This is a genomic window from Streptomyces sp. BK239 (assembly GCF_004217285.1).
GTDB lineage: Bacteria > Actinomycetota > Actinomycetes > Streptomycetales > Streptomycetaceae > Streptomyces.
In genome coordinates this window covers 177,854-202,168 of the sequence record NZ_SHKS01000008.1, presented here as the reverse complement: position 1 = coordinate 202,168, position 24,315 = coordinate 177,854, and the positions used below count along the sequence as shown (strand labels likewise).

At 71.8% G+C, this 24,315-nt stretch carries 24 protein-coding genes and 1 pseudogene; 15 read left to right on the top strand and 10 right to left on the bottom strand.

Annotated elements, in window-relative coordinates:
- The first annotated feature begins 10 nt into the window (after positions 1 to 10).
- Positions 11 to 970: a methylmalonyl Co-A mutase-associated GTPase MeaB gene (meaB, locus tag EV567_RS23805; protein ID WP_130443422.1), complete on the top strand. Its 960-nt coding sequence runs from the start codon at positions 11 to 13 to the stop codon at positions 968 to 970.
- A gap of 193 nt (positions 971 to 1,163) precedes the next feature.
- Here meaB and EV567_RS23800 read toward each other — a convergent pair whose 3' ends face one another.
- On the bottom strand, positions 1,164 to 1,775 hold the full coding sequence (locus EV567_RS23800; RefSeq protein ID WP_130443420.1) for a PepSY domain-containing protein: 612 nt from the start codon (positions 1,773 to 1,775) through the stop codon (positions 1,164 to 1,166).
- 124 nt (positions 1,776 to 1,899) lie between these two features.
- Between EV567_RS23800 and EV567_RS23795 the strand changes: the two genes are divergently transcribed.
- The gene (locus EV567_RS23795) at positions 1,900 to 2,670 is read left to right on the top strand and encodes a response regulator transcription factor (RefSeq protein ID WP_130443418.1); all 771 of its coding nucleotides are present in this window, start codon (positions 1,900 to 1,902) and stop codon (positions 2,668 to 2,670) included.
- A complete protein-coding gene (locus EV567_RS23790; RefSeq protein ID WP_130443416.1) occupies positions 2,667 to 4,124 on the top strand; it encodes a HAMP domain-containing sensor histidine kinase in 1,458 nt (485 codons plus the stop codon). Before EV567_RS23795 ends, EV567_RS23790 begins: the two co-directional genes overlap by 4 nt.
- Before the next feature lie 21 nt (positions 4,125 to 4,145).
- Here EV567_RS23790 and EV567_RS23785 read toward each other — a convergent pair whose 3' ends face one another.
- From EV567_RS23785 to EV567_RS23770, 4 genes are all read right to left on the bottom strand, one after another.
- Positions 4,146 to 4,622: a MarR family winged helix-turn-helix transcriptional regulator gene (locus EV567_RS23785; protein ID WP_130443414.1), complete on the bottom strand. Its 477-nt coding sequence runs from the start codon at positions 4,620 to 4,622 to the stop codon at positions 4,146 to 4,148.
- A 92-nt stretch (positions 4,623 to 4,714) separates the two neighbouring features.
- Positions 4,715 to 5,479 carry an AIM24 family protein gene (locus tag EV567_RS23780; RefSeq protein ID WP_130443532.1) on the bottom strand — a complete coding sequence of 255 codons (765 nt, stop codon included), beginning with the start codon at positions 5,477 to 5,479 and terminating at the stop codon, positions 4,715 to 4,717.
- 53 nt (positions 5,480 to 5,532) lie between these two features.
- Positions 5,533 to 6,183 carry an AIM24 family protein gene (locus tag EV567_RS23775; RefSeq protein ID WP_130443412.1) on the bottom strand — a complete coding sequence of 217 codons (651 nt, stop codon included), beginning with the start codon at positions 6,181 to 6,183 and terminating at the stop codon, positions 5,533 to 5,535.
- A 1-nt stretch (position 6,184) separates the two neighbouring features.
- Positions 6,185 to 6,817 carry an AIM24 family protein gene (locus tag EV567_RS23770; RefSeq protein ID WP_130443530.1) on the bottom strand — a complete coding sequence of 211 codons (633 nt, stop codon included), beginning with the start codon at positions 6,815 to 6,817 and terminating at the stop codon, positions 6,185 to 6,187.
- Between the two features lie 222 nt (positions 6,818 to 7,039).
- Between EV567_RS23770 and EV567_RS23765 the strand changes: the two genes are divergently transcribed.
- The 3 genes from EV567_RS23765 (at position 7,040) to EV567_RS23755 (ending at position 9,004) form a co-directional block, all read left to right on the top strand.
- The gene (locus EV567_RS23765; RefSeq protein ID WP_130443410.1) at positions 7,040 to 7,393 is read left to right on the top strand and encodes a DUF3817 domain-containing protein; all 354 of its coding nucleotides are present in this window, start codon (positions 7,040 to 7,042) and stop codon (positions 7,391 to 7,393) included.
- On the top strand, positions 7,390 to 7,710 hold the full coding sequence (locus tag EV567_RS23760) for an MTH1187 family thiamine-binding protein (protein ID WP_130443408.1): 321 nt from the start codon (positions 7,390 to 7,392) through the stop codon (positions 7,708 to 7,710). The genes EV567_RS23765 and EV567_RS23760 overlap by 4 nt, the downstream gene beginning before the upstream one ends.
- A 283-nt stretch (positions 7,711 to 7,993) precedes the next feature.
- Entirely contained in the window at positions 7,994 to 9,004 is a 1,011-nt protein-coding gene (locus tag EV567_RS23755; protein WP_130443406.1) for a matrixin family metalloprotease, read from the top strand.
- Between the two features lie 20 nt (positions 9,005 to 9,024).
- Here the strand turns inward: EV567_RS23755 and EV567_RS23750 are convergent, their stop codons facing one another.
- On the bottom strand, positions 9,025 to 9,960 hold the full coding sequence (locus EV567_RS23750; protein WP_130443528.1) for a DUF5937 family protein: 936 nt from the start codon (positions 9,958 to 9,960) through the stop codon (positions 9,025 to 9,027).
- On the opposite strand from EV567_RS23750, the pseudogene EV567_RS23745 reads away from it, so the two are divergent.
- The 4 genes and pseudogenes from EV567_RS23745 to EV567_RS23730 all read left to right on the top strand — a co-directional run.
- A pseudogene (locus EV567_RS23745) lies at positions 9,908 to 10,502 on the top strand (MFS transporter); the annotation flags it as partial. The gene EV567_RS23750 and the pseudogene EV567_RS23745 sit on opposite strands and share 53 nt — an antisense overlap.
- An 11-nt stretch (positions 10,503 to 10,513) precedes the next feature.
- Entirely contained in the window at positions 10,514 to 11,023 is a 510-nt protein-coding gene (locus EV567_RS23740) for a MarR family winged helix-turn-helix transcriptional regulator (protein ID WP_130443402.1), read from the top strand.
- Positions 11,024 to 11,066: 43 nt separating this feature from the next.
- Positions 11,067 to 11,405 (top strand): DUF3817 domain-containing protein, encoded by a 339-nt coding sequence (locus EV567_RS23735; RefSeq protein WP_130443400.1) that lies wholly within the window; start codon positions 11,067 to 11,069, stop codon positions 11,403 to 11,405.
- Between the two features lie 94 nt (positions 11,406 to 11,499).
- On the top strand, positions 11,500 to 13,200 hold the full coding sequence (locus EV567_RS23730) for a methylmalonyl-CoA mutase (protein ID WP_130443398.1): 1,701 nt from the start codon (positions 11,500 to 11,502) through the stop codon (positions 13,198 to 13,200).
- Between the two features lie 54 nt (positions 13,201 to 13,254).
- Here EV567_RS23730 and EV567_RS23725 read toward each other — a convergent pair whose 3' ends face one another.
- Entirely contained in the window at positions 13,255 to 13,887 is a 633-nt protein-coding gene (locus EV567_RS23725; protein WP_130443396.1) for a TetR/AcrR family transcriptional regulator, read from the bottom strand.
- A 216-nt stretch (positions 13,888 to 14,103) separates the two neighbouring features.
- On the opposite strand from EV567_RS23725, the gene EV567_RS23720 reads away from it, so the two are divergent.
- The 5 genes from EV567_RS23720 (at position 14,104) to EV567_RS23700 (ending at position 19,248) form a co-directional block, all read left to right on the top strand.
- On the top strand, positions 14,104 to 15,078 hold the full coding sequence (locus tag EV567_RS23720) for a tetratricopeptide repeat protein (RefSeq protein WP_130443394.1): 975 nt from the start codon (positions 14,104 to 14,106) through the stop codon (positions 15,076 to 15,078).
- A gap of 648 nt (positions 15,079 to 15,726) precedes the next feature.
- Positions 15,727 to 16,371, top strand: a complete 645-nt coding sequence (locus tag EV567_RS23715; protein ID WP_130443392.1) for a DUF6230 family protein — start codon at positions 15,727 to 15,729, stop codon at positions 16,369 to 16,371.
- A gap of 189 nt (positions 16,372 to 16,560) precedes the next feature.
- Positions 16,561 to 17,145, top strand: a complete 585-nt coding sequence (locus EV567_RS23710; protein ID WP_130443390.1) for a DUF6114 domain-containing protein — start codon at positions 16,561 to 16,563, stop codon at positions 17,143 to 17,145.
- Positions 17,135 to 18,568: a hypothetical protein gene (locus EV567_RS23705; RefSeq protein ID WP_130443388.1), complete on the top strand. Its 1,434-nt coding sequence runs from the start codon at positions 17,135 to 17,137 to the stop codon at positions 18,566 to 18,568. Before EV567_RS23710 ends, EV567_RS23705 begins: the two co-directional genes overlap by 11 nt.
- A gap of 380 nt (positions 18,569 to 18,948) precedes the next feature.
- Complete coding sequence (locus EV567_RS23700; RefSeq protein ID WP_130443386.1) at positions 18,949 to 19,248, top strand: hypothetical protein; 300 nt, start codon at positions 18,949 to 18,951, stop codon at positions 19,246 to 19,248.
- 64 nt (positions 19,249 to 19,312) lie between these two features.
- Here the strand turns inward: EV567_RS23700 and pyk are convergent, their stop codons facing one another.
- From pyk to pta, 3 genes are all read right to left on the bottom strand, one after another.
- On the bottom strand, positions 19,313 to 20,743 hold the full coding sequence (gene pyk, locus EV567_RS23695; protein ID WP_130443384.1) for a pyruvate kinase: 1,431 nt from the start codon (positions 20,741 to 20,743) through the stop codon (positions 19,313 to 19,315).
- A gap of 140 nt (positions 20,744 to 20,883) precedes the next feature.
- Entirely contained in the window at positions 20,884 to 22,092 is a 1,209-nt protein-coding gene (locus EV567_RS23690; protein ID WP_130443382.1) for an acetate kinase, read from the bottom strand.
- Entirely contained in the window at positions 22,089 to 24,179 is a 2,091-nt protein-coding gene (pta, locus tag EV567_RS23685) for a phosphate acetyltransferase (protein WP_130443380.1), read from the bottom strand. Before pta ends, EV567_RS23690 begins: the two co-directional genes overlap by 4 nt.
- Positions 24,180 to 24,315 lie beyond the last annotated feature (136 nt).

The following is a 24,315-nucleotide window of genomic DNA, read 5'->3' as shown; positions in this document are numbered from 1 at the left end:
CGGAGCTGTGATGCAGGACGTCTCCTCGCTGGTCGCCCAGGCCAGGGAAGGCCGGCCCCGGGCCGTCGCCCGGCTGATCTCCCTGGTGGAGGGGGCGTCCCCGCAGCTCAGGGAGGTGATGGCGGCGCTGGCCCCGCTGACCGGCAACGCCTACGTCGTCGGTCTCACCGGCTCCCCGGGCGTCGGCAAGTCCACGTCGACCTCCGCGCTGGTCACGGCGTACCGCAAGCAGGGCCGGCGGGTCGGCGTCCTCGCCGTCGACCCGTCCTCGCCCTTCTCCGGCGGCGCCCTGCTCGGCGACCGCGTCCGGATGTCCGACCACGCCTCCGACCCCGGCGTCTACATCCGCTCGATGGCCACGCGCGGCCACCTCGGCGGCCTGGCCTGGGCCGCGCCGCAGGCGATCCGCGTGCTGGACGCGGCCGGCTGCGACGTGGTCCTCGTCGAGACGGTGGGCGTGGGCCAGTCCGAGGTGGAGATCGCCTCCCAGGCGGACACCTCCGTCGTGCTGCTCGCCCCGGGCATGGGCGACGGCATCCAGGCCGCCAAGGCGGGCATCCTGGAGATCGGCGACGTGTACGTCGTCAACAAGGCCGACCGGGACGGCGCCGACGCGACCGCCCGCGAGCTGAACCACATGCTCGGCCTCGGCGAGTCCCGCGGCCCCGGCGACTGGCGCCCGCCGATCGTCAAGACCGTCGCGGCCCGCGCGGAGGGCGTCGACGAGGTCGTGGAGGCGCTGGAGAAGCACCGGGCGTGGATGGAGGAGCGCGGGGTCCTGGCGGCGCGCCGCCGCGCCCGCGCCGCACACGAGGTCGAGGCCATCGCCGTCACCGCCCTGCGGGAACGGATCGGCGACCTCCACGGCGACCGCCGCCTGAGCGCCCTCGCCGACCGCATCGTCGCCGGCGAACTGGACCCCTACGGCGCGGCGGACGAACTGGTCGCGGGGCTGACGCAGGGGGAGTGAGGCCGGGGGAGTGACGGGGACGCCCCGGTTCGCGCCGGGGCGTGCGGCACCGCGACCGCGTGGCCACGAGCCCGACGGGAGCCCACCGGTGGCCGGCGGTCGCGGCGCGGCACCGCCGTGGCAGCGCCGGCGTCACGCCGCATCGCGAGACCTGCGCCGATGCGCTCACCGCCCTGCGTGCTCACGCCGTGCGTCAGGCGTCGTCGCCGTCGGCCTGGTCGTCTGAATCCTTGTCGGCGCCGGTCTCGTGGGCCGGAGTGAGCTCGGCGTCCTTCAGGCCCACGGTCCAGTCGTGCTCCTTCGCCGCCGCGTCCGTGGTCTCCACCTCCCAGCCGCCCTGACCGTCCCCGCCGTCGTCGTACAGCTCGACCGAGGTGACGGCCCCCTTGCCGGCGGCGGTCCGCGCGGCGTCGGCGGCGGTGACCCGGGCGTCCTTCAGCAGGGCGCGGGCCTCGCGGACGTCGTCGGCGTCGTCGCCGTCGGTCTCCTTGCCGAGGATCCGGCCGTCGGCGGAGTCCACGAGGACGGTATGGGCCGTCGTGCCCTCGCCCAGCACGTCGACCTCCCAGCGGCGGTCGGCCCCGTCGTCGTCGAGACCGGCGGAGACCACCGTGCCGGGCTGCGCCTTCAGCGCCGCGGCGATCGCCTGCCCGGCGGTGACCTTCGCCCCGTCCGCCGGGGCCCGCGTGCCGCTCACACCGGCGTGTGCGGCGTCCCGCGCGCCGTCGTCAGCGAAGGCGACAGCGGTGCCGCCTCCGATCGCGACGGACGCGGCGACGGCGGCGATGACGAGCTTGCGCTTCATGACGGGTTCCTCCCGAGCTCCAGGCGTGTGTTGTCTGACGGGAACCACCGTCGCCGACCCATGCTGAGGGGCACCTGAAGGCACCTGAAGACCGCTTCAGGTGCGGTCTGAAACCCTGACGGGCATGCACCCGCCCGTCGCCCACCACCCTGCTCGAGGCGCTGCGCGCCGCCCCTTCCGACTCCTGATCATCGAGGACGAGAAGCGGCTCGCCCTGTCCCTGGCCAAGGGCCTGACCGCCGAGGGCTACGCCGTGGACGTCGTCCACGACGGCCTGGAGGGCCTGCACCGCGCGAGCGAGTCGCCGTACGACCTCGTCGTCCTCGACATCATGCTGCCCGGCCTGAACGGCTACCGCGTCTGCTCCGCCCTGCGCGCCGCCGGGAACGACGTCCCGATCCTGATGCTGACCGCCAAGGACGGCGAGTACGACGAGGCGGAGGGCCTGGACACCGGCGCGGACGACTACCTCACGAAGCCGTTCTCCTACGTCGTCCTGGTCGCCCGCGTGAAGGCGCTGCTGCGCCGCCGCGGCCAGGGCGCCGGGGCCTCGCCCGTGCACGTCCTCGGCGAGCTGAGGGTGGACACCGCGGCCCGCCGGGTCTTCCTCGGGGGAGACGAGGCGACGCTCACCGCGAAGGAGTTCTCCGTCCTGGAGCAGCTGGTGGTGCGGGCCGGCGCGGTGGTGTCCAAGTCCGAGATCCTCGACCACGTCTGGGACTTCGCGTACGACGGCGACCCCAACATCGTCGAGGTGTACGTCAGCGCGCTGCGCCGCAAGCTGGGCGCCGGTCTGATCCGGACGGTCCGGGGCGCCGGGTACCGGCTGGAGCGGCCGGAACCGCCGTCCGGCCCGGCGAGCGTGGCGCCCGGGGAGCCGGGGGAGGGCCGGTGAGGCGCCGGCTCGGCTCCGTCCGCGCCCGGGCCGCGCTGGGCGCCACGCTCGTCGTCGCCGTGGCCCTGGTCGCCGCCGGGGCGGCGGTCCTGCTCTCGCTCGAGTCCAGCCTGAGCGGCCAGGCCGGCGCCCAGGCGGACCGCGCCGCCCGCGAGGTGGCCGCCGAGCTCGCCGCCGGGCACGCCTACGACCGGCTCTCCCTCGACGACGAGGACAGGCCCGTCCAGGTCGTCACCGAGGGCGGCACCCTGGTCGCGGCCACGGAGGGCCTGGAGCGGATCAGCGGGACCGGGACGGACGCGGTGCGCCCGGCGCCGGGCGCGGCCCGGGCGACGGCACAGGCGGGGCACGCGGCCCCCGCCCCGGACGACGACGATGACACCGACGGGGGCGGCGACGCGTCCTCGGTGCCTCGACCCGGTGAGATCGGCGAGGACACCGCCTTCCGCGACGGCTCCGCCACCGTGGACGGCGACACCGCCGACTACCGCTTCGCCTCGGTCTCCGTCGAGACCGACGACCGGGGCGCCCTGGCCGTGCACGCCGGCGCGCCCCTGTCCAGCGAGCACAGCGCGGTCGGCACCGCGCTCACCGTCATGCTGATCGGCTTCCCGCTGCTGCTGGCGGTCGTGGCGGGCGTGACCTGGCTGGTCACCCGGCGGGCGCTGCGGCCGGTCGAGGGGATCCGGCGCGAGATGGCCGCCATCACCGCCTCCGCGGACCTCGCCCGCCGGGTGCCCGAGCCGGACACCCACGACGAGGTCGCCCGGCTCGCCCGTACGACGAACGAGACGCTGACGGCACTTCAGACCGCGGTGGAGCGCCAGCGCCGGTTCGTCGCCGACGCCTCCCACGAACTGCGCAGCCCCATCGCTTCCTTGCGCACCCAGCTCGAAGTGGGCGCCGCGCACCCCGAGTTGCTGGACGTGCCGGGCGCGGTCGAGGACACCGTACGGCTTCAGGACCTGGCCGCCGACCTGCTGCTGCTCGCCCGGCTGGACGCGGGGGAGCGGCCCGCGGACGCCCGGGTGGACCTGGCGGCGCTGGTGCGTGAGGAGGCGGCTCAGCGGGCCGGGGTGAGGGTGGACGCGGAGCCGGTGGAGGTGGCCGGATCGCGGGGGCAGCTGGGGCGGGTGCTGGCCAACCTGCTCGACAACGCGCGGCGGCACGCCCGGGAGGAGGTCACCGTGTCGGTGCGGCGGGAGAACGGGCCGGCCGGGCGGTGGGCGCTCGTCGCGGTCGCCGACGACGGGGACGGGGTGCCCGAGGCGGACCGTGAGCGCGTCTTCGAGCGGTTCGTCCGGCTGGACGCGGCCCGCACCCGGGACGAGGGCGGCGCGGGGCTGGGCCTGGCCATCGCCCGTGACGTGGCCGAACGGCACGGCGGCACGCTCACGGTCCGGCAGGCGCCGGCAGGCGGAGCCCTGTTCGAGCTCCGCCTGCCGGCCGCCTGAGGGCGTGGGGTGCGCGGGGCGCTAGGGGCGGCCCCGCTCGCCGCGGAGGTGGTCCGCGACGGGCTTCAGAGCCCGGTCGAGCTCCCCGAGGGCCTCCGGGGGGAGGAGGTCGATGAAGTGCCGCCGCACGGAGGCCACGTGGTGGGGCGCCACCTTCCGCATCGTCTCCATGCCGTGCTCGGTGAGCACCGCGTACAGGCCGCGGCGGTCGGACTCGCAGTTCTCCCGGCGCACCAGATCGGCGTTCTCCATCCGGGTGATCTGGTGCGACAGGCGGCTCTTCGACTGGAGGGTGGCGGAGGCGAGGTCGCTCATCCGCATCCGGACGTCCTCCGACTCGGAGAGGTTCACGAGGATCTCGTAGTCGTTCATGGTCAGGCCGAACGGCTGCAGGTCCTTCTCGAGCTGGTACGTCAACAGCCTGTTGACCTCCAGGTGGGTGCGCCAGGCGCACTGCTCCGCATCGGTCAGCCAGCGCGTGGCCGTTTCGGTCTCCATAAGTGAAGTCTACCTAAAATGTTGAAAGGCGAACTAGTGAGGGTGGTGTGACGACGTGCACGCGTTCGACGTCACACTCCGCAGACTACCGCTCACAGCCCGAAGCGACGCTGGAGGTCTCCCAGCTGGCCGGGAAGGCGCGGTACCCCGGGCTGGCCGCCCTGAGCGCCGCCGTGCCCGCCCGCGTAGCCCCCGCCGGGGACCCCGGGCTCGTGCGGAACGGCACCCGTGGCCTGCTCCGCCATGAGGGTCTCCGACGACTGGAGCAGCACCGTCCCGGCTCCCACGAACTCGAACTGGTGCTCCTCCCCGGACGCCCCGCCCAGGCCCGTCAGCGCACGTAGACCGCCCATCACGCCGGTCATGTACCCGTGGTCGTAGTGGTGGCAGGGCGAGGGGCAGTCGGCCCAGCCGACGAGCGCCTGGGGGTCCACCCGGATGGGCGGTTCCATGAACACCACCGGTCCGTTCGACGCGGCCACGAACTTTCCGGTTCCGATCAATGTGAGGAAGCCCGGCACGATCGACTGCTTCAGCGCCAGACTTGGCTGAAAAGCGAGCAGATTGCCCGCGCGAATGGTCAGATTGCCGTCGTCCAGGTCGTAGGAGTTCACGTCGAAGGCCCGGTCGGCCAGCAGCATCTTGCCCGAGCCCTGCGCCACGACCCAGTCGCTCGCGTGCAGAGGCGAATGGAACGAGGTCCGCACCAGACGGTCCAGTCCGCCGTGCCCGACGCCGTTGAACTCCATCGAGCCGTAGTAAGCGATCATCTTCCCCTTCTGCAGGAACCACTGGCTCCCCTTGAGCTCCACGCAGAAGGTGTACGCGTTGACGTTGTCGTCGACGGGCAGCGTCATCGGGTCGAGGACCACGGGGCCCGCCCCCTGGGGACCCGCGCCGGGGTAGGCGGTCACAGCTTCTCCTCCGATGCCTGCACGTACACCGCGCCGTTGCCGCTCAGCTCCAGCTGGAACGCCTCGCCCGAGCCCCGACCCACCATGTCCCGCCAGCCCAGCGCCGTCGACAGCTTGTTGCGCACGTCGCCGTGGTGGGCGACGTAGGCCTGCGGGTCGACGTGCACCGGGCGCTGCGGGGTGACGGGGACCTCGAAGACCCCGCCGTGCGCCATCACGGCCACCGAGCCGTGGCCCTTCAGGGTCGTGGTGAACAGGCCTTGTCCGCTGACCTGGCCGCGCACCATGCCCATGACGCCGCCCTGCGACCCCATGAACATCGTGCCCTGCTGGAGCGTGCCCTCGAAGGCGAGCAGGCGGTCCGCCTCCACGTACAGGGTGTCGCCGGTGAGGTTGATGACCTGGACGTGGTGGCCGCCGTGCCCGAACAGGACCGTGCCGCTGCCCTCCACCGACATCAGCGGGGTGTCCTCGTTCGCCAGCCGGCGACCGAGCATCGACATCACCCCGCCCTGCCCGCCCTGCATGTTGGGCGTGAAGGACACCTCGCCCTTGTAGGCGAGCATCGCGCCGCGCTGACTGAACAGCCGCTGCCCCGGCAGCACCGTCGCCTCGACCATTTTGGAGTTGATCTCGCGGAAGGGCATGTCACACGTCCCCCGCGATCGTGTTCCGCTCGCTCGGCTGCACGTACACGAGCCCGTCCCCCTCGAACCGGATCTGGAACGCCTCACCGCCGCCCTCGCCGAGGAACGTGCGGAACGTCACCCCGGACTGGAAGGACTGCCGTACGTCGCCCTGGTGCGCGACGTACGCCCCCGGGTCGACGGTCAGCGGGTACTGGGGGCTGACCCGCAGCACCACCGCCGGACCGTCCGAGGTGATCGCCGCCTGACCGTGCCCCTCGACGGTCGTCGTGAACAGGCCGTTGCCCTGGGACGCGCCACGCAGCCCGGTGAAGCTCGTGCCCGTGCGCAGCCCCCCGTCCGTCGCGAGCAGGTTGCTCGACTCGACGTACAGCTTGTCGCCGTTGAGCCGCACGAGGTTGATCTCCGACGCGCGGTCGGCGAACCAGCACGTGCCCTGCCCCCTCACCTCCATCACCGTCATCTGCTCGCCGGTGAGCCTGCGGGTCACCATCCCCCGCAGTCCCTCGCCGCCGCCGCTCATCTTCTTGAAGGCCATCTGTCCGTCGTACGCGACCATGGAGCCGTTCTTCGCCTTCACGGCGTCCCCGGTCATGTCGACGGCGAGCACCTTGCTGCCCTGAAGTCGAAACATCGCCACGCAGCGAAGGTAGCCTCCCGAAGCCCCGGCCGACAGGTCCCGAGGGCGGAGATCATCCCGGATGGTCCCCCTAAGGGATCCGCGTGGGGATTGCCCCAACGGTCCGTCCGGGACCCCGCTCCCGCCCCGCCGCCCGCGTTTGTCACAATGGGCGGGCGCTTGTGCGTGCGTTCACAAGCGTCTCCGTTCCCGACGCGACCCCACCGAAGGTGACCCGTGGACCTCAAGACAGCCTCCGCCCTGCGCCGACTGCGCCTGGTCTCCGTCCCGGAGGGCATCTCCTGGATCGTGCTGGCGGTCTGCACGATCATCAAGTACACCGTCGCCGAGGGCTTCGACGCCGCACCGGTGCTCGGGCCGATCCACGGCGTGCTGTTCGTCCTGTACGTGATCTTCTGGGCGGACGCCTGGAACCGCGCCAAGTGGGACGCGAAGACCGGCGCGATGTACTTCGCCTACTCGATCATTCCCGGCGGTGGCTTCATGGCCGAGCGCAGGCTCCGCCGCGAGGCCGAGGACGCGGTGATCGCCTCCCGTGCCCGGCGTGAGGGCGTGGTGGAGGCGTCGTGATCGTCGCCTTCTCCGTCACCCCGCTCGGCGTGGGCGAGGAGGTCGGCGAGTACGTCGCCGACGCCGTCCGGGTGGTCCGCGAGTCGGGTCTGCCCAACCGTACGGACGCCATGTTCACGTCCGTCGAGGGCGAGTGGGACGAGGTCATGGACGTCGTCAGGCGTGCCGTCGCCGCCGTCGAGGGGCGGGCGCCGCGCGTCTCCCTGGTCCTCAAGGCGGACATCCGCCCCGGGGTGACGGACGGGCTGACGTCCAAGGTGGAAACGGTGGAGCGGCATCTGACCCACCCGGGGGAGCGACGCCCGCCGGAGGAGTGACGTTTCTCCGCGATCCGCCGGGCCGGGGGCCCCGACCGTTGCCCCGATCGGCCCGGCCGCGTACACCCTTCCGCTCGCCGCCGCCACCGGACGGCGCCGCCGCGGCCGACGTCGCAGCCGGTCGGCCCAGGTGCCCGCCCCCGCCCGCAAGATGCCGTGCACCCGTCCGAGCGATCGCTCGGACGGGTGACATATAGATGGTTTTCAGCTCGCTTGGGACGGCTAACCTCTCCGGGAATCGATCAAGTTCCGCCCGCGTGGCGGACCTTCGGGCGGAGGCGAAGTGACAGGTCGTCACGGGCCGCAGCTGGTGGGCCGCATCGGCGCGGCGCTGGTTCTGGCGGTGTCGGGAGCGGTGGTGAGCGCCGGGGGCACACCCCCGCGCGCGAGCGACCGGTGCGTGCTCGCCGACGGGGTGCTGACCGTCGACGACCTGCCCGCCGGCTCCTCCGTGCTGGACTGTGACGCCGTCGGACGTCTCGTCACCTACGAGGGCGCCGGCGTCACCGTCCCCGAACCGGGCACCAAGGTCGGCGTGGACGCCCTGACGACGGACGGCTCACGCCACGGCTTCACCCTGGAGGTCGCCGCCGACGGGAGAGTGTCGTACGACCTGCCGGCCCACGGGGAGGCCGGGGAGCACGGTCTGCCCGCCTCCGCCCGGCCGGGCAGGCGGCCCCCCGCCTCCGCGCGCGCCGCGTGCGCCGACAGCGCCTACGCCATCGCCGACCACAAGGAGTACGGCACCTACGACTGGTGGATCGGCGACGGCCCCCTGCCCGGCGGTCTCACCCCCGCCGAGGCCCGCCGCGCCTTCGAGGACTCCATCAGCGCGATCACCGGCACCCGCAACGACTGCGGCTACGGCGACGCGGTCGCGGCGCGTTCCAGGTACTGGACGGTGACCCACCACGAGGCCGACATCGATCCCCAGGCCCGCTGCACCGCGCGCGACGGGGTGAGCGTCTGGGACGCGGGCGACCTCACCAGCGGAGTCGTCGCCACCACCTGCTCCTGGAGCCGCCCGGTGCCCCGCGGCCCGGACTGGCTGAAGGAGGCCGACGTCCGCTTCAACACCGGCGACTACGTCTTCACCGACCACCCCCGCGGCGACTGCTCCAACGCCTACGACATCCGCAGCGTCGCCACGCACGAGGCGGGACACGTCTTCGGCCTGGCCCACGTCGGCCCCGGGCACGAGGGGCAGACCATGTTCACCAACTCCTTCGCGTGCAGCACGGGCGCCCGCACCCTCGGCCGGGGGGACGTCCTCGGCCTGCGCGCCCTGTACTGAGCGGGCGCGGCCGGCCGCGTTCACGCACCGCCCGACGCCAGCGCCATCCCGAGCGGCGTCCGCTCGTACAGCACCTGGTGGCCGTAACGGCGGGCGACCAGCAGACCGGCGTCGCGCAGGACCGTCAGCTGGGCGGAGACCGAGGACGGCGCGAGGCCGAGGCGGTGGGCGAGCGCGGTCGTGGTCGCCGGGTCGTCGAGCGCGGCGAGGACGGCGGCCCGGCCCCGCCCGAGGAGCCGTACGAGCGCGTCGGGGGAGCGGCCGGCGGGGTCGGCCCACAGGCCGGCGATGCCGCGCGCCGGGTAGACCAGGGTCGGCTGCCAGGGCGGGTCGAAGGAGCTGACCACGTCCGGCCACACGAACACGCTGGGCATCAGCACCAGCCCCCGCCCGCCCAGATGCCGCTCGTACTCGCCGTCGGACGCCACGGTGAGGGTGCCGGACCGCCAGCCGCACCGCCGGTGGATCTCGGGCAGCAGCCCGCCGAGGCCGACCTCGGCGAGCCTCCGCGAGTGGAAGGTGACGTCCGCCTCCAGCAGGGCCCGCAGCCGGGGCCAGTCCGGCGCGAGGAGGGTGTGCCAGACCTGTTCCAGAAGGTCGGCGAGGTCCCGGATCATCCGTTCGGGGTCGGCGAGCCAGGCATGGGCCAGCGGATGCTCCAGCGCGCCCGGGGTGTCCGCGAGCGAGCGGGCCGAATCCTCGCGCGCGGCCCCCGGGTCCGCCGCGCGGACCTGCGCGATCTCCTCCTCGAAGGTGGCCGTCGGGCCGGCCGGCGGCGGGCTCAGCCAGTCGGGGGAGTGACCGCGGCGGGGCATCAGCAGCCACAGCCCGGTCAGGTCGAGCCCCTCGGCCGCCTCCCGGATCCCGCGCAGCCAGGGCGCGTGGTACCCGTGCCGGTCGGGCCTCTCCGACCGCCGGGTGCGCGTCCTGATGCTGCTGTTCTGGGTCCCGCCCATGTTCACGGTCGCACCGGAGGCGCTGGCCGCGCCGTACGCCGACGAACTCGGTGCGGGACCGGTCGGCCTCGGCCTGCTGATGTGCGCGCCGCCCGTCGGGACCATCGCCGGCGAGCTGTACGCGGGGGCGCGCCTGCGGCCGGCGACCCGTGAGCGGATCGTCCTCCCCCTGGTCTCCCTCACCCTTCTGCCGTACCTGGGCTTCGCCCTGGCCCCGGGGCTGGCCTCTCTCCCTCCTGCTGACGGCGCTCGCCGGAGCGGGCTCGGCGTACACCCTCGGCCTCGACCAGTGGCTGGTGCGGGCGGTGCCGGAGGAGCTGCGGGGGCGGGCCATGACGCTGCTGACCGCCGGGCTGATGACGGTGCAGGGCGTCGGGATGGCGCTCGCGGGAGTGGCGGCCGAGTTCGCGGGGGTGACGGCGGCGGTCACCGGCGCGGGCGTGCTGGGGGCGGTGTGCTGCGCCGCGCTGGCGTGGGAGGCCCGGCGTGCCCGGGGGACCGAGGGCCGAGACGGGGCTGACCGCCATATGACCGACGGGTAGGGTCTGGTGCCGTGCCGAAGCCGCTCAGCCTCCCCTTCGACCCCATCGCCCGCGCGGACGAGCTCTGGAAGCAGCGCTGGGGAAACGTGCCGTCCATGGCCGCGATCACCTCCGTCATGCGCGCCCACCAGATCCTGCTCGCCGAGGTGGACGCGGTGGTCAAGCCGTACGGGCTGACCTTCGCGCGGTACGAGGCGCTGGTGCTGCTCACCTTCTCCAAGGAGGGCGAGCTGCCCATGTCGAAGATCGGCGAGCGGCTGATGGTCCACCCCACGTCGGTCACGAACACCGTGGACCGCCTGGTCAGATCGGGTCTGGTGGCCAAGCGCCCCAACCCCAACGACGGCCGCGGCACCCTCGCCTCCATCACCGCCAAGGGCCGCGAGGTCGTCGACGCCGCCACCCACGACCTGATGGCGATGGACTTCGGCCTCGGCGTCTACGACGCGGAGGAATGCGCCGAGATCTTCGCCCTCCTGCGCCCCCTGCGCATCGCGGCCCACGACTTCGACGGGGAATGACCCCGGGCAAGATCTCCCCGAACGGGTGGTTACGCTCGTTCGCATGAAACGAAGCGTGCTGACCCGCTACCGCGTCATGGCCTACGTCACCGGTGTACTGCTGGTCCTGCTGACCCTCGGCGTGATCGCCAAGTACCTGTTGTCGATGGACGGCGCGGAGAGCTTCACACGCGTGGTGGGCATCGCCCACGGCTGGCTGTACATCCTCTACCTGGTCTTCGCCTTCGACCTGGGCTCCAAGGCGAAATGGCCGGTGAAGAAGCAGCTCTGGGTGCTGCTGGCGGGAACGGTCCCCGCGGCCGCCTTCTTCGTGGAGCGCAAGGTCAGCCACGAGCTGGAGGGCAAGGTCGCCCAGGACGCCCCGGCGACCGCGAAGGCCTGACCCGGCCGCCCCGCGCCCGGCCGTCACCGCCGTACGGCACGCGTACGGCGGTCTCCCATCGACATTTACTAGGACGTCCTAGTAAATTCGAAGCATGGACGCTGACGCCATCGAGGAAGGCCGCCGACGCTGGCAGGCCCGCTACGACGCCTCGCGCAAGCGGGAGGCCGACTTCACCACGCTCTCCGGCGATCCCGTGGAGCCCGTGTACGGGCCGCGGCCCGGTGACGCCTACGCCGGGTTCGAACGGATCGGGTGGCCCGGGGAGTACCCCTTCACCCGAGGGCTGTACCCGACCGGGTACCGCGGGCGGACGTGGACCATCCGGCAGTTCGCCGGGTTCGGCAACGCCGAGCAGACCAACGAGCGCTACAAGATGATCCTCGCCAACGGCGGCGGGGGCCTCTCGGTCGCCTTCGACATGCCGACCCTCATGGGCCGCGACTCCGACGACCGGCGCTCGCTCGGCGAGGTCGGCCACTGCGGGGTCGCCATCGACTCCGCCGCCGACATGGAGGTGCTGTTCAAGGACATCCCCCTCGGGGACGTCACCACCTCCATGACGATCAGCGGGCCCGCCGTCCCCGTCTTCTGCATGTACCTGGTGGCCGCCGAGCGGCAGGGCGTCGACCCGTCCGTCCTGAACGGCACGCTCCAGACCGACATCTTCAAGGAGTACATCGCGCAGAAGGAGTGGCTCTTCCCGCCCGAGCCGCACCTGCGCCTCATCGGCGACCTGATGGAGTACTGCGCGTCCGGCATCCCCGCCTACAAGCCGCTGTCCGTCTCCGGCTACCACATCCGCGAGGCCGGAGCGACGGCCGCGCAGGAACTGGCGTACACGCTCGCCGACGGCTTCGGCTACGTCGAGCTCGGACTCAGCCGCGGGCTCGACGTCGACGTCTTCGCCCCGGGCCTGTCCTTCTTCTTCGACGCCCACGTCGACTTCTTCGAGGAGATCGCCAAGTTCCGCGCCGCGCGCCGGATCTGGGCCCGCTGGATGCGGGACGTCTACGGCGCGAAGAGCGAGAAGGCGCAGTGGCTGCGCTTCCACACCCAGACCGCCGGCGTCTCCCTGACGGCCCAGCAGCCGTACAACAACGTCGTGCGCACGGCGGTGGAGGCGCTCGCCGCGGTGCTCGGCGGCACCAACTCGCTGCACACCAACGCCCTCGACGAGACCCTCGCGCTGCCGAGCGAGCAGGCCGCGGAGATCGCCCTGCGCACGCAGCAGGTGCTGATGGAGGAGACCGGCGTCGCCAACGTCGCGGACCCGCTGGGCGGTTCGTGGTACGTCGAGCAGCTGACCGACCGGATCGAGGCCGACGCCGAGGCGATCTTCGAGCGGATCAAGGAGCGGGGTCTGCGGGCCCACCCCGACGGGCGGCACCCCATCGGCCCGGTGACGTCCGGCATCCTGCGCGGCATCGAGGACGGGTGGTTCACCGGGGAGATCGCCGAGTCCGCCTTCCGCTACCAGCAGGCGCTGGAGAAGGGGGAGAAGCGGGTCGTCGGCGTCAACGCCCACACCGGCTCGGTGACCGGGGACCTGGAGATCCTGCGCGTCAGCCACGAGGTGGAGCGGGAGCAGGTGCGGGTGCTCGCCCAGCGCCGCACCGCGCGGGACGACGCGGCCGTGCGCGACGCCCTCGACAAGATGCTCGCCGCGGCCCGGGACGGCGGCAACATGATCGCCCCGATGCTCGACGCGGTACGCGCGGAGGCGACGCTGGGCGAGATCTGCGACGTGCTGCGCGAGGAGTGGGGGGTGTACACCGAGCCCGCCGGGTTCTGACGCGGGAGGCGGGGGCGTACGCCCGGCGGTCGCCCCCGCCGCCCCTGCCCGTCCTCACATGCCGGACGGGCTGGAAGCCGACGTCAGTCCCAGCAGCAGGACCCTCGTGAAGCTCCGCACCCACTCCTCGTCCGCCGGTTCGTCGCTCACGAGGGTGCGGTGCACCACCGCGCCCGCCACCACGTCGAAGATGAGGTCCACTGTGCGGGCCGCCTCCAGCGGGTCCGTCTCCGGGGGGAGTTCGCCGCGTCTCTGGGCACGCGCCCGGCCCTCCAGGACCAGGTCCTTCTGCGGGTCGACGATCGAGGAGCGGACACGGGCGCGCAGCGCCTCGTCACGGGTGGACTCCGCCACCACCGCCATCAGGCCGCTCCTGGCCTCCGGGCGGGCCAGGATCGCCGCGAACTGCAGGACCACGCCCTCGATGTCGGCGGCCAGACTGCCGCGGTCGGGGAGCCGCAGTTCGCCGAAGAGCTCCGCCACCGCGTCCACGACGAGTTCGTTCTTGCCGGACCAGCGGCGGTAGAGCGTCGTCTTGGCGACCCCGGCCCGGGTCGCCACGTCCCCCAACGTCAGTTTGGACCAGCCCAGTTCGACCAGCGCCGCCCGGGTCGCGGCGAGGATCGCGGCGTCCGCGGCCGCGCTGCGCGGTCGTCCGGCACGGCCGGCGGGGGAACGACTCTGCATGCATCGACCATAACGGCCACTTTCCGTGCCGCTCCCAGTGAGGGAGATCACCGGAAAGCGACCCCCGCGCCGGCCTCATGGGTATTACGCTACGACTCGTAGCGAAAGCTCGTGGTGGACGTCCGCGAGCCGAGATCACGCGGCGCGTGGGGTGGGGACCCCGGCGCATTCGCGGATCGTTTTCACGCACGCGCGGGAACGGGGGAGGATAGACGCATGCAGCCACGGAACATGTCCATGAGCGGAGTCGTCGACCTCGCCGCGGTGAAGGCGGCCCAGGAGGCCAAGGCGAAGGCGGAGCAGGCGCGCGCCGAAGCCGCCCGGCAGGGCGGGACGGGGGCGGTGTCCCCAGCGGACCTCGTCATCGACGTCGATGAGGCGGGGTTCGAGCGCGACGTCATCCAGCGGTCCGCCGAGGTGCCCGTCGTCATCGACTTCTGGGCCGAGTGGTGCCAGCCCTGCAAGCAGCTGAGCCCCGTCCTTGAGCGGCTCGCCGCCGAGTACGCCGGGCGCTTCCTGCTCGCGAAGATCGACGTCGACGCCAACCAGATGCTGATGCAGCAGTTCGGGGTGCAGGGCATCCCGGCCGTCTTCGCCGTCGTCGCGGGACAGGCGCTGCCGCTCTTCCAGGGGGCCGCCTCGGAGGCTCAGATCCGCCAGACGCTCGACCAGTTGGTGGCCGTCGCCGAGCAGCGCTTCGGTCTCACCGGCCTGACCGTCGACCCCGACGCCCGGCCCGGCGAGCCCACCGAGGCCGCCGAGGCGCCGGCCGGTCCGTACGACGCCCTGCTGGAGGCCGCCGTACAGGCCCTGGACGCGGGCGACTTGGGCGGCGCGGTGCGCGCCTACCAGAACGTGCTGGCCGACGACCCGGGCAACACCGAGGCCAAGCTCGGCCTCGCACAGGCCGAGTTGCTCCAGCGCGTGCAGGGCATGGACCCGCAGGCGGTGCGCAAGGAGGCCGCCGAGAAGCCGCAGGACGCGACGGCCCAGATCGCCGCAGCCGACCTGGATCTGGTGGGCGGTCATGTCGACGACGCGTTCGGCCGGCTCATCGACACCGTGCGGCGCACGGCCGGTGAGGAGCGGGACGCCGTACGGCTGCGGCTGCTGGAGCTGTTCGAGGTCGTGGGCCCCGAGGACCCGCGGGTGGCCACGGCGCGCAGGGCTCTGGCGCGCGCCCTGTTCTGAGCCCCGCCGGGCCCCGGTGCTGACCAGCCGCTAAACGCCGGGGCCTGTGGTGCCGGAGTGAAAAATCTGGCGACTGGATGCCCCCTGCGGCCGCGTTTTACCAAATCTTGGTAATCGCGGCCGCTGTTACTGCGAGTAAAGCAGAGGCGTGGATGTGTCGGATTCTGTCCAGCGATCAATAGTTTTGTCCTGGGCATGATTGCCACCCAGCGTCGTGGGCCGAGACCTGTGGGTCGTTGTTCGGTTATCCGGCCGTTACTAGCCGGTAACGAACCCCCTTGTGCGGGCGGCCAGAATGCACCACGATCGGCCACGCTCGGTCCAATTCCGTACCCCGACAGCCGGTTGGGTCGACGGGTCCCCTGGGTCCCCACCGAGCAGGGTCGGCGACAGTGGCGTCGGCTCTTGGACAGGGGGGTCTTCGCCGCTCGGTGAAGCCTGTCCAGCAGGGTTGTGCGTGATGCGTGTCAGGCGCGACCGATGTGTCGCTCGGGGGTGATCGCCGGTGATTCGGAGCGCGGTTCGCGCCTTTCGGGTTCGGGCGCTCCCCTTCCCGAGGACGTAGTGCTTCTCCCATCCCTGCCCGGCCGAGCCGCCGCCTCGGAGGCGAGCCGGAGCCAGGAGATGTACGTCCGAGAAGGAGGAAATATGGAGTCCCAGGTGCGTGGCGGGACCAGATGGAAGCGGTTCGCTGTGGTCATGGTGCCCAGCGTCGCCGCGGCAGCGTGTGTGGGCGTCGGCCTGGCGCAGGGCGCACTCGCGGCCTCGTTCAGCGTCTCCGGTCAGCAGTTCAAGGTCTCGGCCGAGACCCTGCACGGTGACGGATTCGCCCAGTACGGCGGCATCGACAACGTCTACACCGCGGTCGACGGCAAGACCAAGACGCAGGTTCCGGTAGCGGTCTCCTCGTTCGAGAACGCGACTATCACGAACATGTGTCAGTCGGTCAAGACGACGATCCCGGTCCTCAACAAGACGTTCTACCTGCGTCTTGACGCGGGCAAGGACCCGAAGAAGCCGGTCACCGCCGAGAACCTCTACATCGACGTCGCGCAGCTCGACGCCGACGCGACGTTCAACCAGATCGACATCGGTGTCGCGGTCAAGGACAAGACCCGTGGCCCCGCCGTCAAGGAGGGCGAGAGCGTGCTGCCGGGCGGTTTCGCCCAGCAGGCGAAGTCGGCCGACCTCTCGAACGTCGAGCAGACGGCGTGGGCGACCACCGCCGGAACGTTCAAGCTCAGCGGGCTGTCGATGCGTCTCGGCGCCGACCCCAAGATGGAGTGCTTCTGACGGCTCGCGCCGCAGGGGTGATCTTGGCAGGCTGAGCCGCCAGGACGGGGCGGAGGAGCGCTCGCTCCTCCGCCCCGCGCCCCCACCCGGCACCGAGCGCCGGGCATCCCCACCTCACAGACTCTCCGGCTTCTCCACGTCACGGCCGAGCCGGTATGTACCCAACCCGGACCCAGGGAGCTGTTTTCCATGAGTGCCGAGACTCCGGGCCAGAGCACCGGGACTTTCACCCGGCTGCGTCTGCGGTTCCGTGACTGGCGGGGCAACCGGCCCTTCTGGGCGGGCCTGTTCACCTTGCTCGGCGGTCTGCCGATCGCCTACTTCCCCTACGCCACGCTCAAGCTGGGCACCATGTCGCTCACCATGGCGACCACCGCCGGCGCCGGTTCGCTGATCATCGGCGTGCTGCTGGTCACCCTGGGCCTGACGATGTGGTTCCAGCAGGCCACCCGCGTCTTCGCCGGCATCGCCGCGATCCTGCTCGCGCTGGTCTCCCTCGTGGTCTCCAACATCGGCGGCTTCATCATCGGCTTCCTGCTGGCGATGATCGGCGGAGCCCTCGCCCTCTCCTGGGCGCCCGGCAACCCGGCGCCCCAGGGCGCGGAGCCCCAGAACCTCCCGCCCGCCCCGACCCAGGACGGCGCCCCCGCGCCCGGCCCGTACCCCGTCGCCGGGGAGCAGGGCCCGTCGTACACGCTGCACAAGCAGGCGGACGGCGGCGCGTCCCAGCCCGTCCAGGCGGACGAGCCGAACGGAGTGCACCGTGTCGGCTGACGAGGTCCTCGGCGACGGCTCGGTCCTGCCGGACCGGTCGGGCGGGGCACGCCACGCGGCGCCGAAGAAGCCGCTGTTCACCCGGCTGCACATGCCGGCCGGCAAGGCGATAGCCATGGCCGCGATGCCCACGGCCGTGCTCATGGGCATGGGCTTCACGCCGACGCTCGCCGTCGCCGACGACCAGCCGACGTCGAACAGCCAGCTCGCCGACGACTACAAGGACTGCCTGACGGCCCTGGAGGGCGCCTCCGCCTCTCCCTCGGCCTCGCCGTCCCCGTCGGCCTCCGAGGACGACTCCAAGGACTCCAAGGATTCCAAGGACTCCAAGGGTGACGCGTCGGACTCCGGCTCCGAGAAGTCCGGCGGGGCGAAGAACCCGTCGAGCTCGAAGGGATCCAAGGGCTCCTCCTCGGGCGGCTCCTCCTCGTCGGATTCAGGTTCCGACGAGGGCCCCGCCCCGGCGCCGGCCCCGTCCGCGTCGGCCTCCGCGCAGGAGCCGTCCTCCGGCGGGACCGAGACCGGGAGCCCGGCGCCGGCCGAGACCGGCAAGAACGTCCTGGAGACCATCGGCGACGCCGTCAAGGACGTCTTCGACGGCGGCGGCATCGGCGGCTCCGCCAAGCCGGACGAGGCGAGCCCCTCGCCGTCGGCCTCTCCGTCCGCCGCGGACTCCGGCGCCAAGTCGGGCGCCTCGGGCTCCTCCGCGGGCACCGGCAAGAGCTCCGGCACGGCCGCCGAGGACACCCCCGACGCCGTCACCGACACGGCGAAGGACACCACGCAGAAGGCGGGCGACAAGGCCGGGGAGACGGCCGAGGACGCCGGCGAGAAGACGGACGAGGCGGCCTCCGACGCCAAGGACGCCGCCGACGCCTCCGCCTCGCCCTCGGCCTCCGCCTCTCCGAGCCCGTCCGCGAGCTCCACCGTGAAGCCCGAGGACTGCGTCGCCGCCACCGACAAGGAGAGCGGTGTCGACAACAAGGTCCTCCTGGCGGACGACCCCTGGTACCTCAACGCCAGCGCGCTGCTGCTGAAGAGCGCCGACTACGAGGGCATCGTCGAGGTGAAGACCGCCAACGGGACCAAGAAGAAGGTTCTCAAGTACGTCATCTCCGGCGGCACCGAGATCGACGACCTGCACCAGACGGTGGACGACAAGCAGAAGGGCGTGACCTACCACGTCCAGGCCGGCGCCGGCACCAAGTCCAAGATCACCGGCGGCGACACGATCATGTACACCGAGAGCATCTCGGGCAACCTGTTCGGCCTGCTCCCGATCACTTTCAGCCCGGAGAACCCGCCGCCGCTGAACATCCCCCTGATCTACTTCACCAAGGTCAAGGTGGTCCAGGCCGGCCAGTTCGGCGGCAACCTGCACATCCCCGGCATGCAGGTCTACACCAGCAAGCTGGCCGGCTGACCCTCACTTCCCTCCGAGGGCCGCTCAAGCGCCGCAGCCCGGGTCCCCCGTCTTACGGGGGCCCGGGCTGCAGCCTCATGGCGTCAGTGGGACAAGTACATCGGCATGGACGGCGAGGCGATCAAAGGGTGTTCGGGGTGACCGGGTGCTTCGACGGCCTCGACCGGCTCGACCTGGACGGCCACGTGCGGCGCTGATCCGAGCCGGCGGCGACCGACGGTGAGGTGAGCCAGTGGATCGCCGCAGTTCAGCAGTTCGCGGCCAGGGTCCAAGAAGATGCGTCCACGCTCCCCGACGAACGGTGGCGCGCGGTCGGAGAAGCTTGGACGGCGCTGCTGACGCGCGCCGAGCGTTCTACCGGCCCCCAGCGAGGCGAGTGGTTGTCGCGTGACCTGCAACTGCGGTCCTGGCTGCTGGAGCGGACAGGGCCGCGCAAGGGCGTTCCTCTGCTCGATCCGCAGATCGTGCTCGAAAGCGCGCTGGCCGCCATGCCGCTGTCCCCGGGTGAGGCCGTCCGCTGCGCCGGGCACTGGCGGGAACTGGACCGCGAGCAGATCCTGGCGCTCCGGACGATCCGGCGACTGCTCGCCCCCGTGCGCCGGTTGGCGCCGCTCCTCGCGGAGCATCCCCGCTGGGCGGAGGTCCAGGTGTGGGAGCGGCTGGCCCCGGACCTGCCGTAGCCGTGAGAACGCCAGAGGGCGCCCCCGTCCCGGGGGCGCCCTCAGTGGCTGAAGTGCTGGGACGTCAGTCGCGGGCGCCCTGGCCCAGGTGGTGGACTCGGACCATGTTCGTCGTGCCCGGGACGCCGGGCGGGGAGCCGGCGGTGATGACCACGATCTCGCCCGCGTTGAAGCGGTTGAGCTTGATGATCTCCTGGTCGACCAGGTCGACCATCTCGTCGGTGCTGTTCACGAACGGCACGATGTGCGACTCGACGCCCCAGCTCAGCGCCAGCTGGTTGCGGGTGCCCTCGTCGGTGGTGAAGGCGATGATCGGCTGGGCCGCGCGGTAGCGGGAGAGGCGGCGGGCCGTGTCGCCGGACTGGGTGAAGGCCACCAGACCCCGGCCGCCGAGGAAGTCGGCGATCTCGCACGCGGCGCGCGCGATCGAACCGCCCTGCGTGCGCGGCTTCTTGCCCGGCACCAGCGGCTGCAGGCCCTTGCTCAGCAGCTCCGTCTCCGCCGCGGCGACGATCTTCGACATCGTCTTCACGGTCTCGATCGGGTACGCGCCGACCGAGGACTCCGCGGACAGCATGACCGCGTCCGCGCCGTCCAGGATCGCGTTGGCGACGTCGGAGGCCTCCGCGCGCGTCGGACGGGAGTTGGTGATCATCGACTCCATCATCTGGGTCGCCACGATCACCGGCTTGGCGTTGCGCCGGCACAGCTCGATCAGGCGCTTCTGCACCATGGGGACCTTCTCGAGCGGGTACTCGACGGCCAGGTCGCCACGGGCGACCATCACACCGTCGAACGCCATCACGACGTCCTCCATGTTCTCCACCGCCTGCGGCTTCTCCACCTTGGCGATGACGGGGACCCGGCGGCCCTCCTCGTCCATGACCCGGTGGACGTCGGAGACGTCCTTGGCGTCCCGGACGAAGGACAGCGCGACCAGGTCGCAGCCCATGCGCAGCGCGAAGCGGAGGTCCTCGATGTCCTTCTCGCTCAGCGCGGGCACGTTGACGGCCGCGCCGGGCAGGTTGATGCCCTTGTGGTCGGAGATGACACCGCCCTCGATGACGATCGTCCGCACCCGGGGACCGTCGACGTCCAGCACCTTCAGCTCGACGTTGCCGTCGTTGATGAGGATCTGGTCGCCGCGCGAGACATCGCCGGGCAGGCCCTTGTAGGTGGTGCCGCAGATCGTCTTGTCGCCGGGCACGTCCTCGGTGGTGATGGTGAACTCGTCACCGCGGACCAGCTCCACCGGACCCTCGGCGAAGGTCTCCAGGCGGATCTTGGGGCCCTGGAGGTCGGCGAGGACACCGATGGCCCGGCCGGTCTCCTTGGACGCGGCCCGGACCCGGTCGTACCGGCCCTGGTGCTCGGCGTGCGTGCCATGGCTGAAGTTGAAGCGGGCCACGTTCATGCCGGCCTCGATCAGCGCGACGAGCTGCTCGTGGGAGTCGACCGCGGGGCCGAGAGTACAGACGATTTTCGAACGGCGCATGGGGCGATCCTAACGGTTTGTTTCGCTCCGGAATATTCCGTCTGGCGGAAGATACAAATGGGCGGGAAGCCGCTCAGTTGCCGAGCGGCGGGGCCGCATTTCGACGACGCTGTTCAGTTGCCCCGCGTCGGAGCCGCTTATCAATACCGCCCCACCAATGCGTAGGTCTGCGTGGCGATCTCCAACTCCTCGTCCGTCGGCACCACGGCCACCTTCACCCGCGCGTCCCCGGGCGAGATCAGCCGCGGCTCGTCCCCGCGCACGGCGTTCAGCGCGTCGTCCACCGCCAGGCCCAGGGTCTCAAGGCCCGCGACGGCCGCCGCGCGCACCGGCGCCGCGTTCTCCCCGACGCCGGCGGTGAACGCCACGGCGTCCACCCGGCCGAGAACGGCGTAATAGGCGCCGATGTACTTCTTCAGCCGGTGAATGTAGATGTCGAAGGCGAGCTTCGCCTGTTCGTCGCCCTCGTCGATCCGACGGGTGATCTCCCGCATGTCGTTGTCGCCGCACAGGCCGATCAGCCCGCTCTTCTTGTTGAGAAGAGTGTCGATTTCGTCGATGGACAGCTTGCCTACACGGGCCAAATGGAAGATGACGGCCGGATCGGCGTCCCCGGACCGCGTACCCATCACGAGCCCCTCCAGCGGCGTGAGCCCCATGGAGGTGTCCACGCACCTGCCCCCGCGCACGGCCGACGCGGACGCCCCGTTGCCGAGGTGCAGCACGATGACGTTCACCTCCTCGGGCGCCTTGCCCAGCAGCTCGGCCGTCGCCCGGGAGACGTACGCGTGCGAGGTGCCGTGGAACCCGTAGCGCCGGATGCGGTGTTCGTCGGCCGTCTTCACGTCGATCGCGTAACGGGCCGCGGACTCCGGCATCGTGGTGTGGAAGGCCGTGTCGAAGACGGCGACCTGCGGCAGGTCGGGCCTGAGCGCCTGCGCCGTGCGGATGCCGGTCAGATTGGCCGGGTTGTGCAGCGGGGCCACCGGGATCAGCCGCTCGATCTCGGCGAGCACCGCCTCGTCGACGACCGTCGGCTCGGTGAAGTGCTTGCCGCCGTGCACCACCCGGTGCCCGATGGCGGCCAGTTCGGGCGAGTCCAGGCCCAGCCCGTCCTGGGCCAGCTCCTCGGCGACGGCCTTCAGCGCGGCGTCGTGGTCGGCGATCGCGCCGGTCCGCTCCCGCGACTCGCCGCCGTCCGCCAGGGGCGTGTGCTTGAGCCGCGAGGTCTGCTCGCCGATGCGCTCGACGAGCCCCACGGCCAGCCGGCTGCCGTCGCTCATGTCGAGCAACTGGTACTTCACCGACGAGGAGCCGGAGTTGAGGACGAGGACACGTGTGGCGCTCACTGCTGGGAAGCCTTCTCGCTGGGGGTCTGGGCCTGGATCGCCGTGATGGCGACCGTGTTGACGATGTCCTGGACGAGAGCGCCCCGGGACAGGTCGTTGACCGGCTTGCGCAGACCCTGGAGCACCGGTCCGACGGCGATCGCGCCGGCCGAACGCTGCACGGCCTTGTAGGTGTTGTTGCCGGTGTTCAGGTCGGGGAAGATCAACACGCTGGCCTGGCCCGCGACTTCGGAGCCCGGCAGCTTGGTCGCCGCGACGGACGGCTCCACGGCGGCGTCGTACTGGATCGGCCCCTCGATCATCAGGTCGGGCCGGCGCGTGCGCACCAGCTCCGTCGCCTCGCGCACCTTGTCCACGTCCGCGCCCGAACCGGACGTGCCGGTCGAGTACGACAGCATCGCGATCCGCGGCTCCACGCCGAACTGCGCGGCGGTCGCCGCCGACTGGATGGCGATGTCGGCCAACTGCTCGGCGTTCGGATCGGGGTTGACCGCGCAGTCGCCGTAGACGAGGACCTTGTCGGCCAGGCACATGAAGAAGACCGAGGAGACGATGTCGGCGTCCGGCTTGGTCTTGATGATCTCGAAGGCCGGCCGGATCGTCGCCGCCGTCGAGTGCACCGACCCGGACACCATGCCGTCGGCGAGCCCCTCCTGCACCATCAGGGTGCCGAAGTAGTTCACGTCGGAGACGACGTCGTACGCCAGCTCCACCGTGACGCCCTTGTGGGCGCGCAGCCTCGCGTACTTCTCGGCGAACGCGTCGCGCAGTTCGCTGGTGGCGGGGTCGATCACCTGCGCGTCGGCGAGGTCGATGCCGAGATCGGCGGCCTGCTTGCGGATCCGGTCGGCCGGGCCCAGCAGCGTCAGGTCGCACACGCCGCGGCGCAGCAGCACCTCCGCCGCGTGCAGCACCCGCTCCTCGGTGCCCTCGGGCAGGACGACCCGGCGCCGGTCGGTGCGGGCCGTCTCCAGCAGCTGGTGCTCGAACATCATCGGCGTGAGACGGTCGCTGCTCGGCGCGGAGACCCGCTTGAGCAGGTCGGCGGTGTCGACGTGCCGCTCGAACAGGCCGAGCGCGGTCTCCGCCTTGCGCGGTGTGGCCGCGTTCAGCTTGCCTTCCAGGGAGAACAGCTGCTCGGCCGTGGGGAAGCTGGTGCCGGCCACCGACAGCACGGGCGTGCCGGGCGCGAGCCGGGCGGCCAGTGTGAGGATCTCGTCGCTCGGCACCTCGCCCAGGGTGAGCAGCACGCCGGCGATGGGCGGGGTGCCGGCGCTGTGCGCGGCGAGCGAGCCGACGACCAGGTCGGCGCGGTCGCCCGGGGTGACGACCAGGGTGCCCGGGGTCAGGGCGTTGAGGAAGTTCGGCAGCATCGCGCCGCCGAAGACGAAGCCCAAGGCGTCGCGCGCGAGCCCCGAGTCGTCCCCGAGGAGCACCTTCGCCCCGAGGGCGTGGCTGATCTGGGCGACGGTCGGCGCGGACAGCGCGGGCTCGTCGGGGAGCACGTAACAGGGCACCGGCAGCCGCGAGATCAGCTGCTCGGCTATCGCCTCCCGGTCCTCGCGGGCCACCCGGTTGGTCACCATGGCGAGGACGTCGCAGCCCAGGCCGTCGTAGGCGCGGTAGGCGTTGCGGGTCTCGGCGAGCACGGCCTCCGCGGTCTGGCCCCGGCCGCCCACCACGGGGATGACGGAGGCGCCGAACTCGTTGGCCAGCCGGGCGTTGAGGGACAGCTCGTCGGGGAACTGGGTGTCGGCGTAGTCGGTGCCGAGGACGAGGACGACGTCGTAGTCGCGGGCGACGCGGTGGAACCGGTCGACGAGCGTGGACACCAGCTCGTCCGTGCCCTGCTCGGCCTGGAGGGCGGACGCCTCGTGGTAGTCCATGCCGTAGACGGTCGCCGGGTCCTGCGCCAGCCGGTAGCGGGCGCGCAGCAACTCGAAGAGGCGGTCGGGTCCGTCGTGGACGAGGGGGCGGAAGACGCCGACCCGGTCGACCTGACGGGTCAGGAGCTCCATGACCCCCAGCTCCACGACCTGGCGGCCGTCGCCGCGGTCGATCCCGGTCACGTACACGCTGCGCGTCACGCGTGCTCTCCACTTCTTGCGTCGGGTGCTTGTTGTCGAGGGCCGCCGCCCGGGCAGAAAAATGGCCCACCGGGGTGAGCGAACCCTCTTGACAGTACCCCTGCGTCTGGATAAGGCGCCCGTCAAGAGACAGTGC

Bases quoted from the DNA above. Each gene is read 5' to 3' on its own strand.
- EV567_RS23795 (WP_130443418.1), top strand. From the start codon at position 1,900: ATGCACCCGCCCGTCGCCCACCACCCTGCTCGAGGCGCTGCGCGCCGC.
- EV567_RS23730 (WP_130443398.1), top strand. From the start codon at position 11,500: ATGGACGCTGACGCCATCGAGGAAGGCCGCCGACGCTGGCAGGCCCGC.
- EV567_RS23720 (WP_130443394.1), top strand. From the start codon at position 14,104: ATGCAGCCACGGAACATGTCCATGAGCGGAGTCGTCGACCTCGCCGCG.
- EV567_RS23710 (WP_130443390.1), top strand. From the start codon at position 16,561: ATGAGTGCCGAGACTCCGGGCCAGAGCACCGGGACTTTCACCCGGCTG.
- EV567_RS23775 (WP_130443412.1), bottom strand. From the start codon at position 6,183: ATGCCCTTCCGCGAGATCAACTCCAAAATGGTCGAGGCGACGGTGCTG.
- EV567_RS23800 (WP_130443420.1), bottom strand. From the start codon at position 1,775: ATGAAGCGCAAGCTCGTCATCGCCGCCGTCGCCGCGTCCGTCGCGATC.
- EV567_RS23715 (WP_130443392.1), top strand. From the start codon at position 15,727: ATGGAGTCCCAGGTGCGTGGCGGGACCAGATGGAAGCGGTTCGCTGTG.
- meaB (WP_130443422.1), top strand. From the start codon at position 11: ATGCAGGACGTCTCCTCGCTGGTCGCCCAGGCCAGGGAAGGCCGGCCC.
- EV567_RS23725 (WP_130443396.1), bottom strand. From the start codon at position 13,887: ATGCAGAGTCGTTCCCCCGCCGGCCGTGCCGGACGACCGCGCAGCGCG.
- pyk (WP_130443384.1), bottom strand. From the start codon at position 20,743: ATGCGCCGTTCGAAAATCGTCTGTACTCTCGGCCCCGCGGTCGACTCC.
- EV567_RS23785 (WP_130443414.1), bottom strand. From the start codon at position 4,622: ATGGAGACCGAAACGGCCACGCGCTGGCTGACCGATGCGGAGCAGTGC.
- EV567_RS23735 (WP_130443400.1), top strand. From the start codon at position 11,067: ATGAAACGAAGCGTGCTGACCCGCTACCGCGTCATGGCCTACGTCACC.
- EV567_RS23770 (WP_130443530.1), bottom strand. From the start codon at position 6,817: ATGTTTCGACTTCAGGGCAGCAAGGTGCTCGCCGTCGACATGACCGGG.
- EV567_RS23780 (WP_130443532.1), bottom strand. From the start codon at position 5,479: ATGACGCTGCCCGTCGACGACAACGTCAACGCGTACACCTTCTGCGTG.
- EV567_RS23750 (WP_130443528.1), bottom strand. From the start codon at position 9,960: ATGGGCGGGACCCAGAACAGCAGCATCAGGACGCGCACCCGGCGGTCG.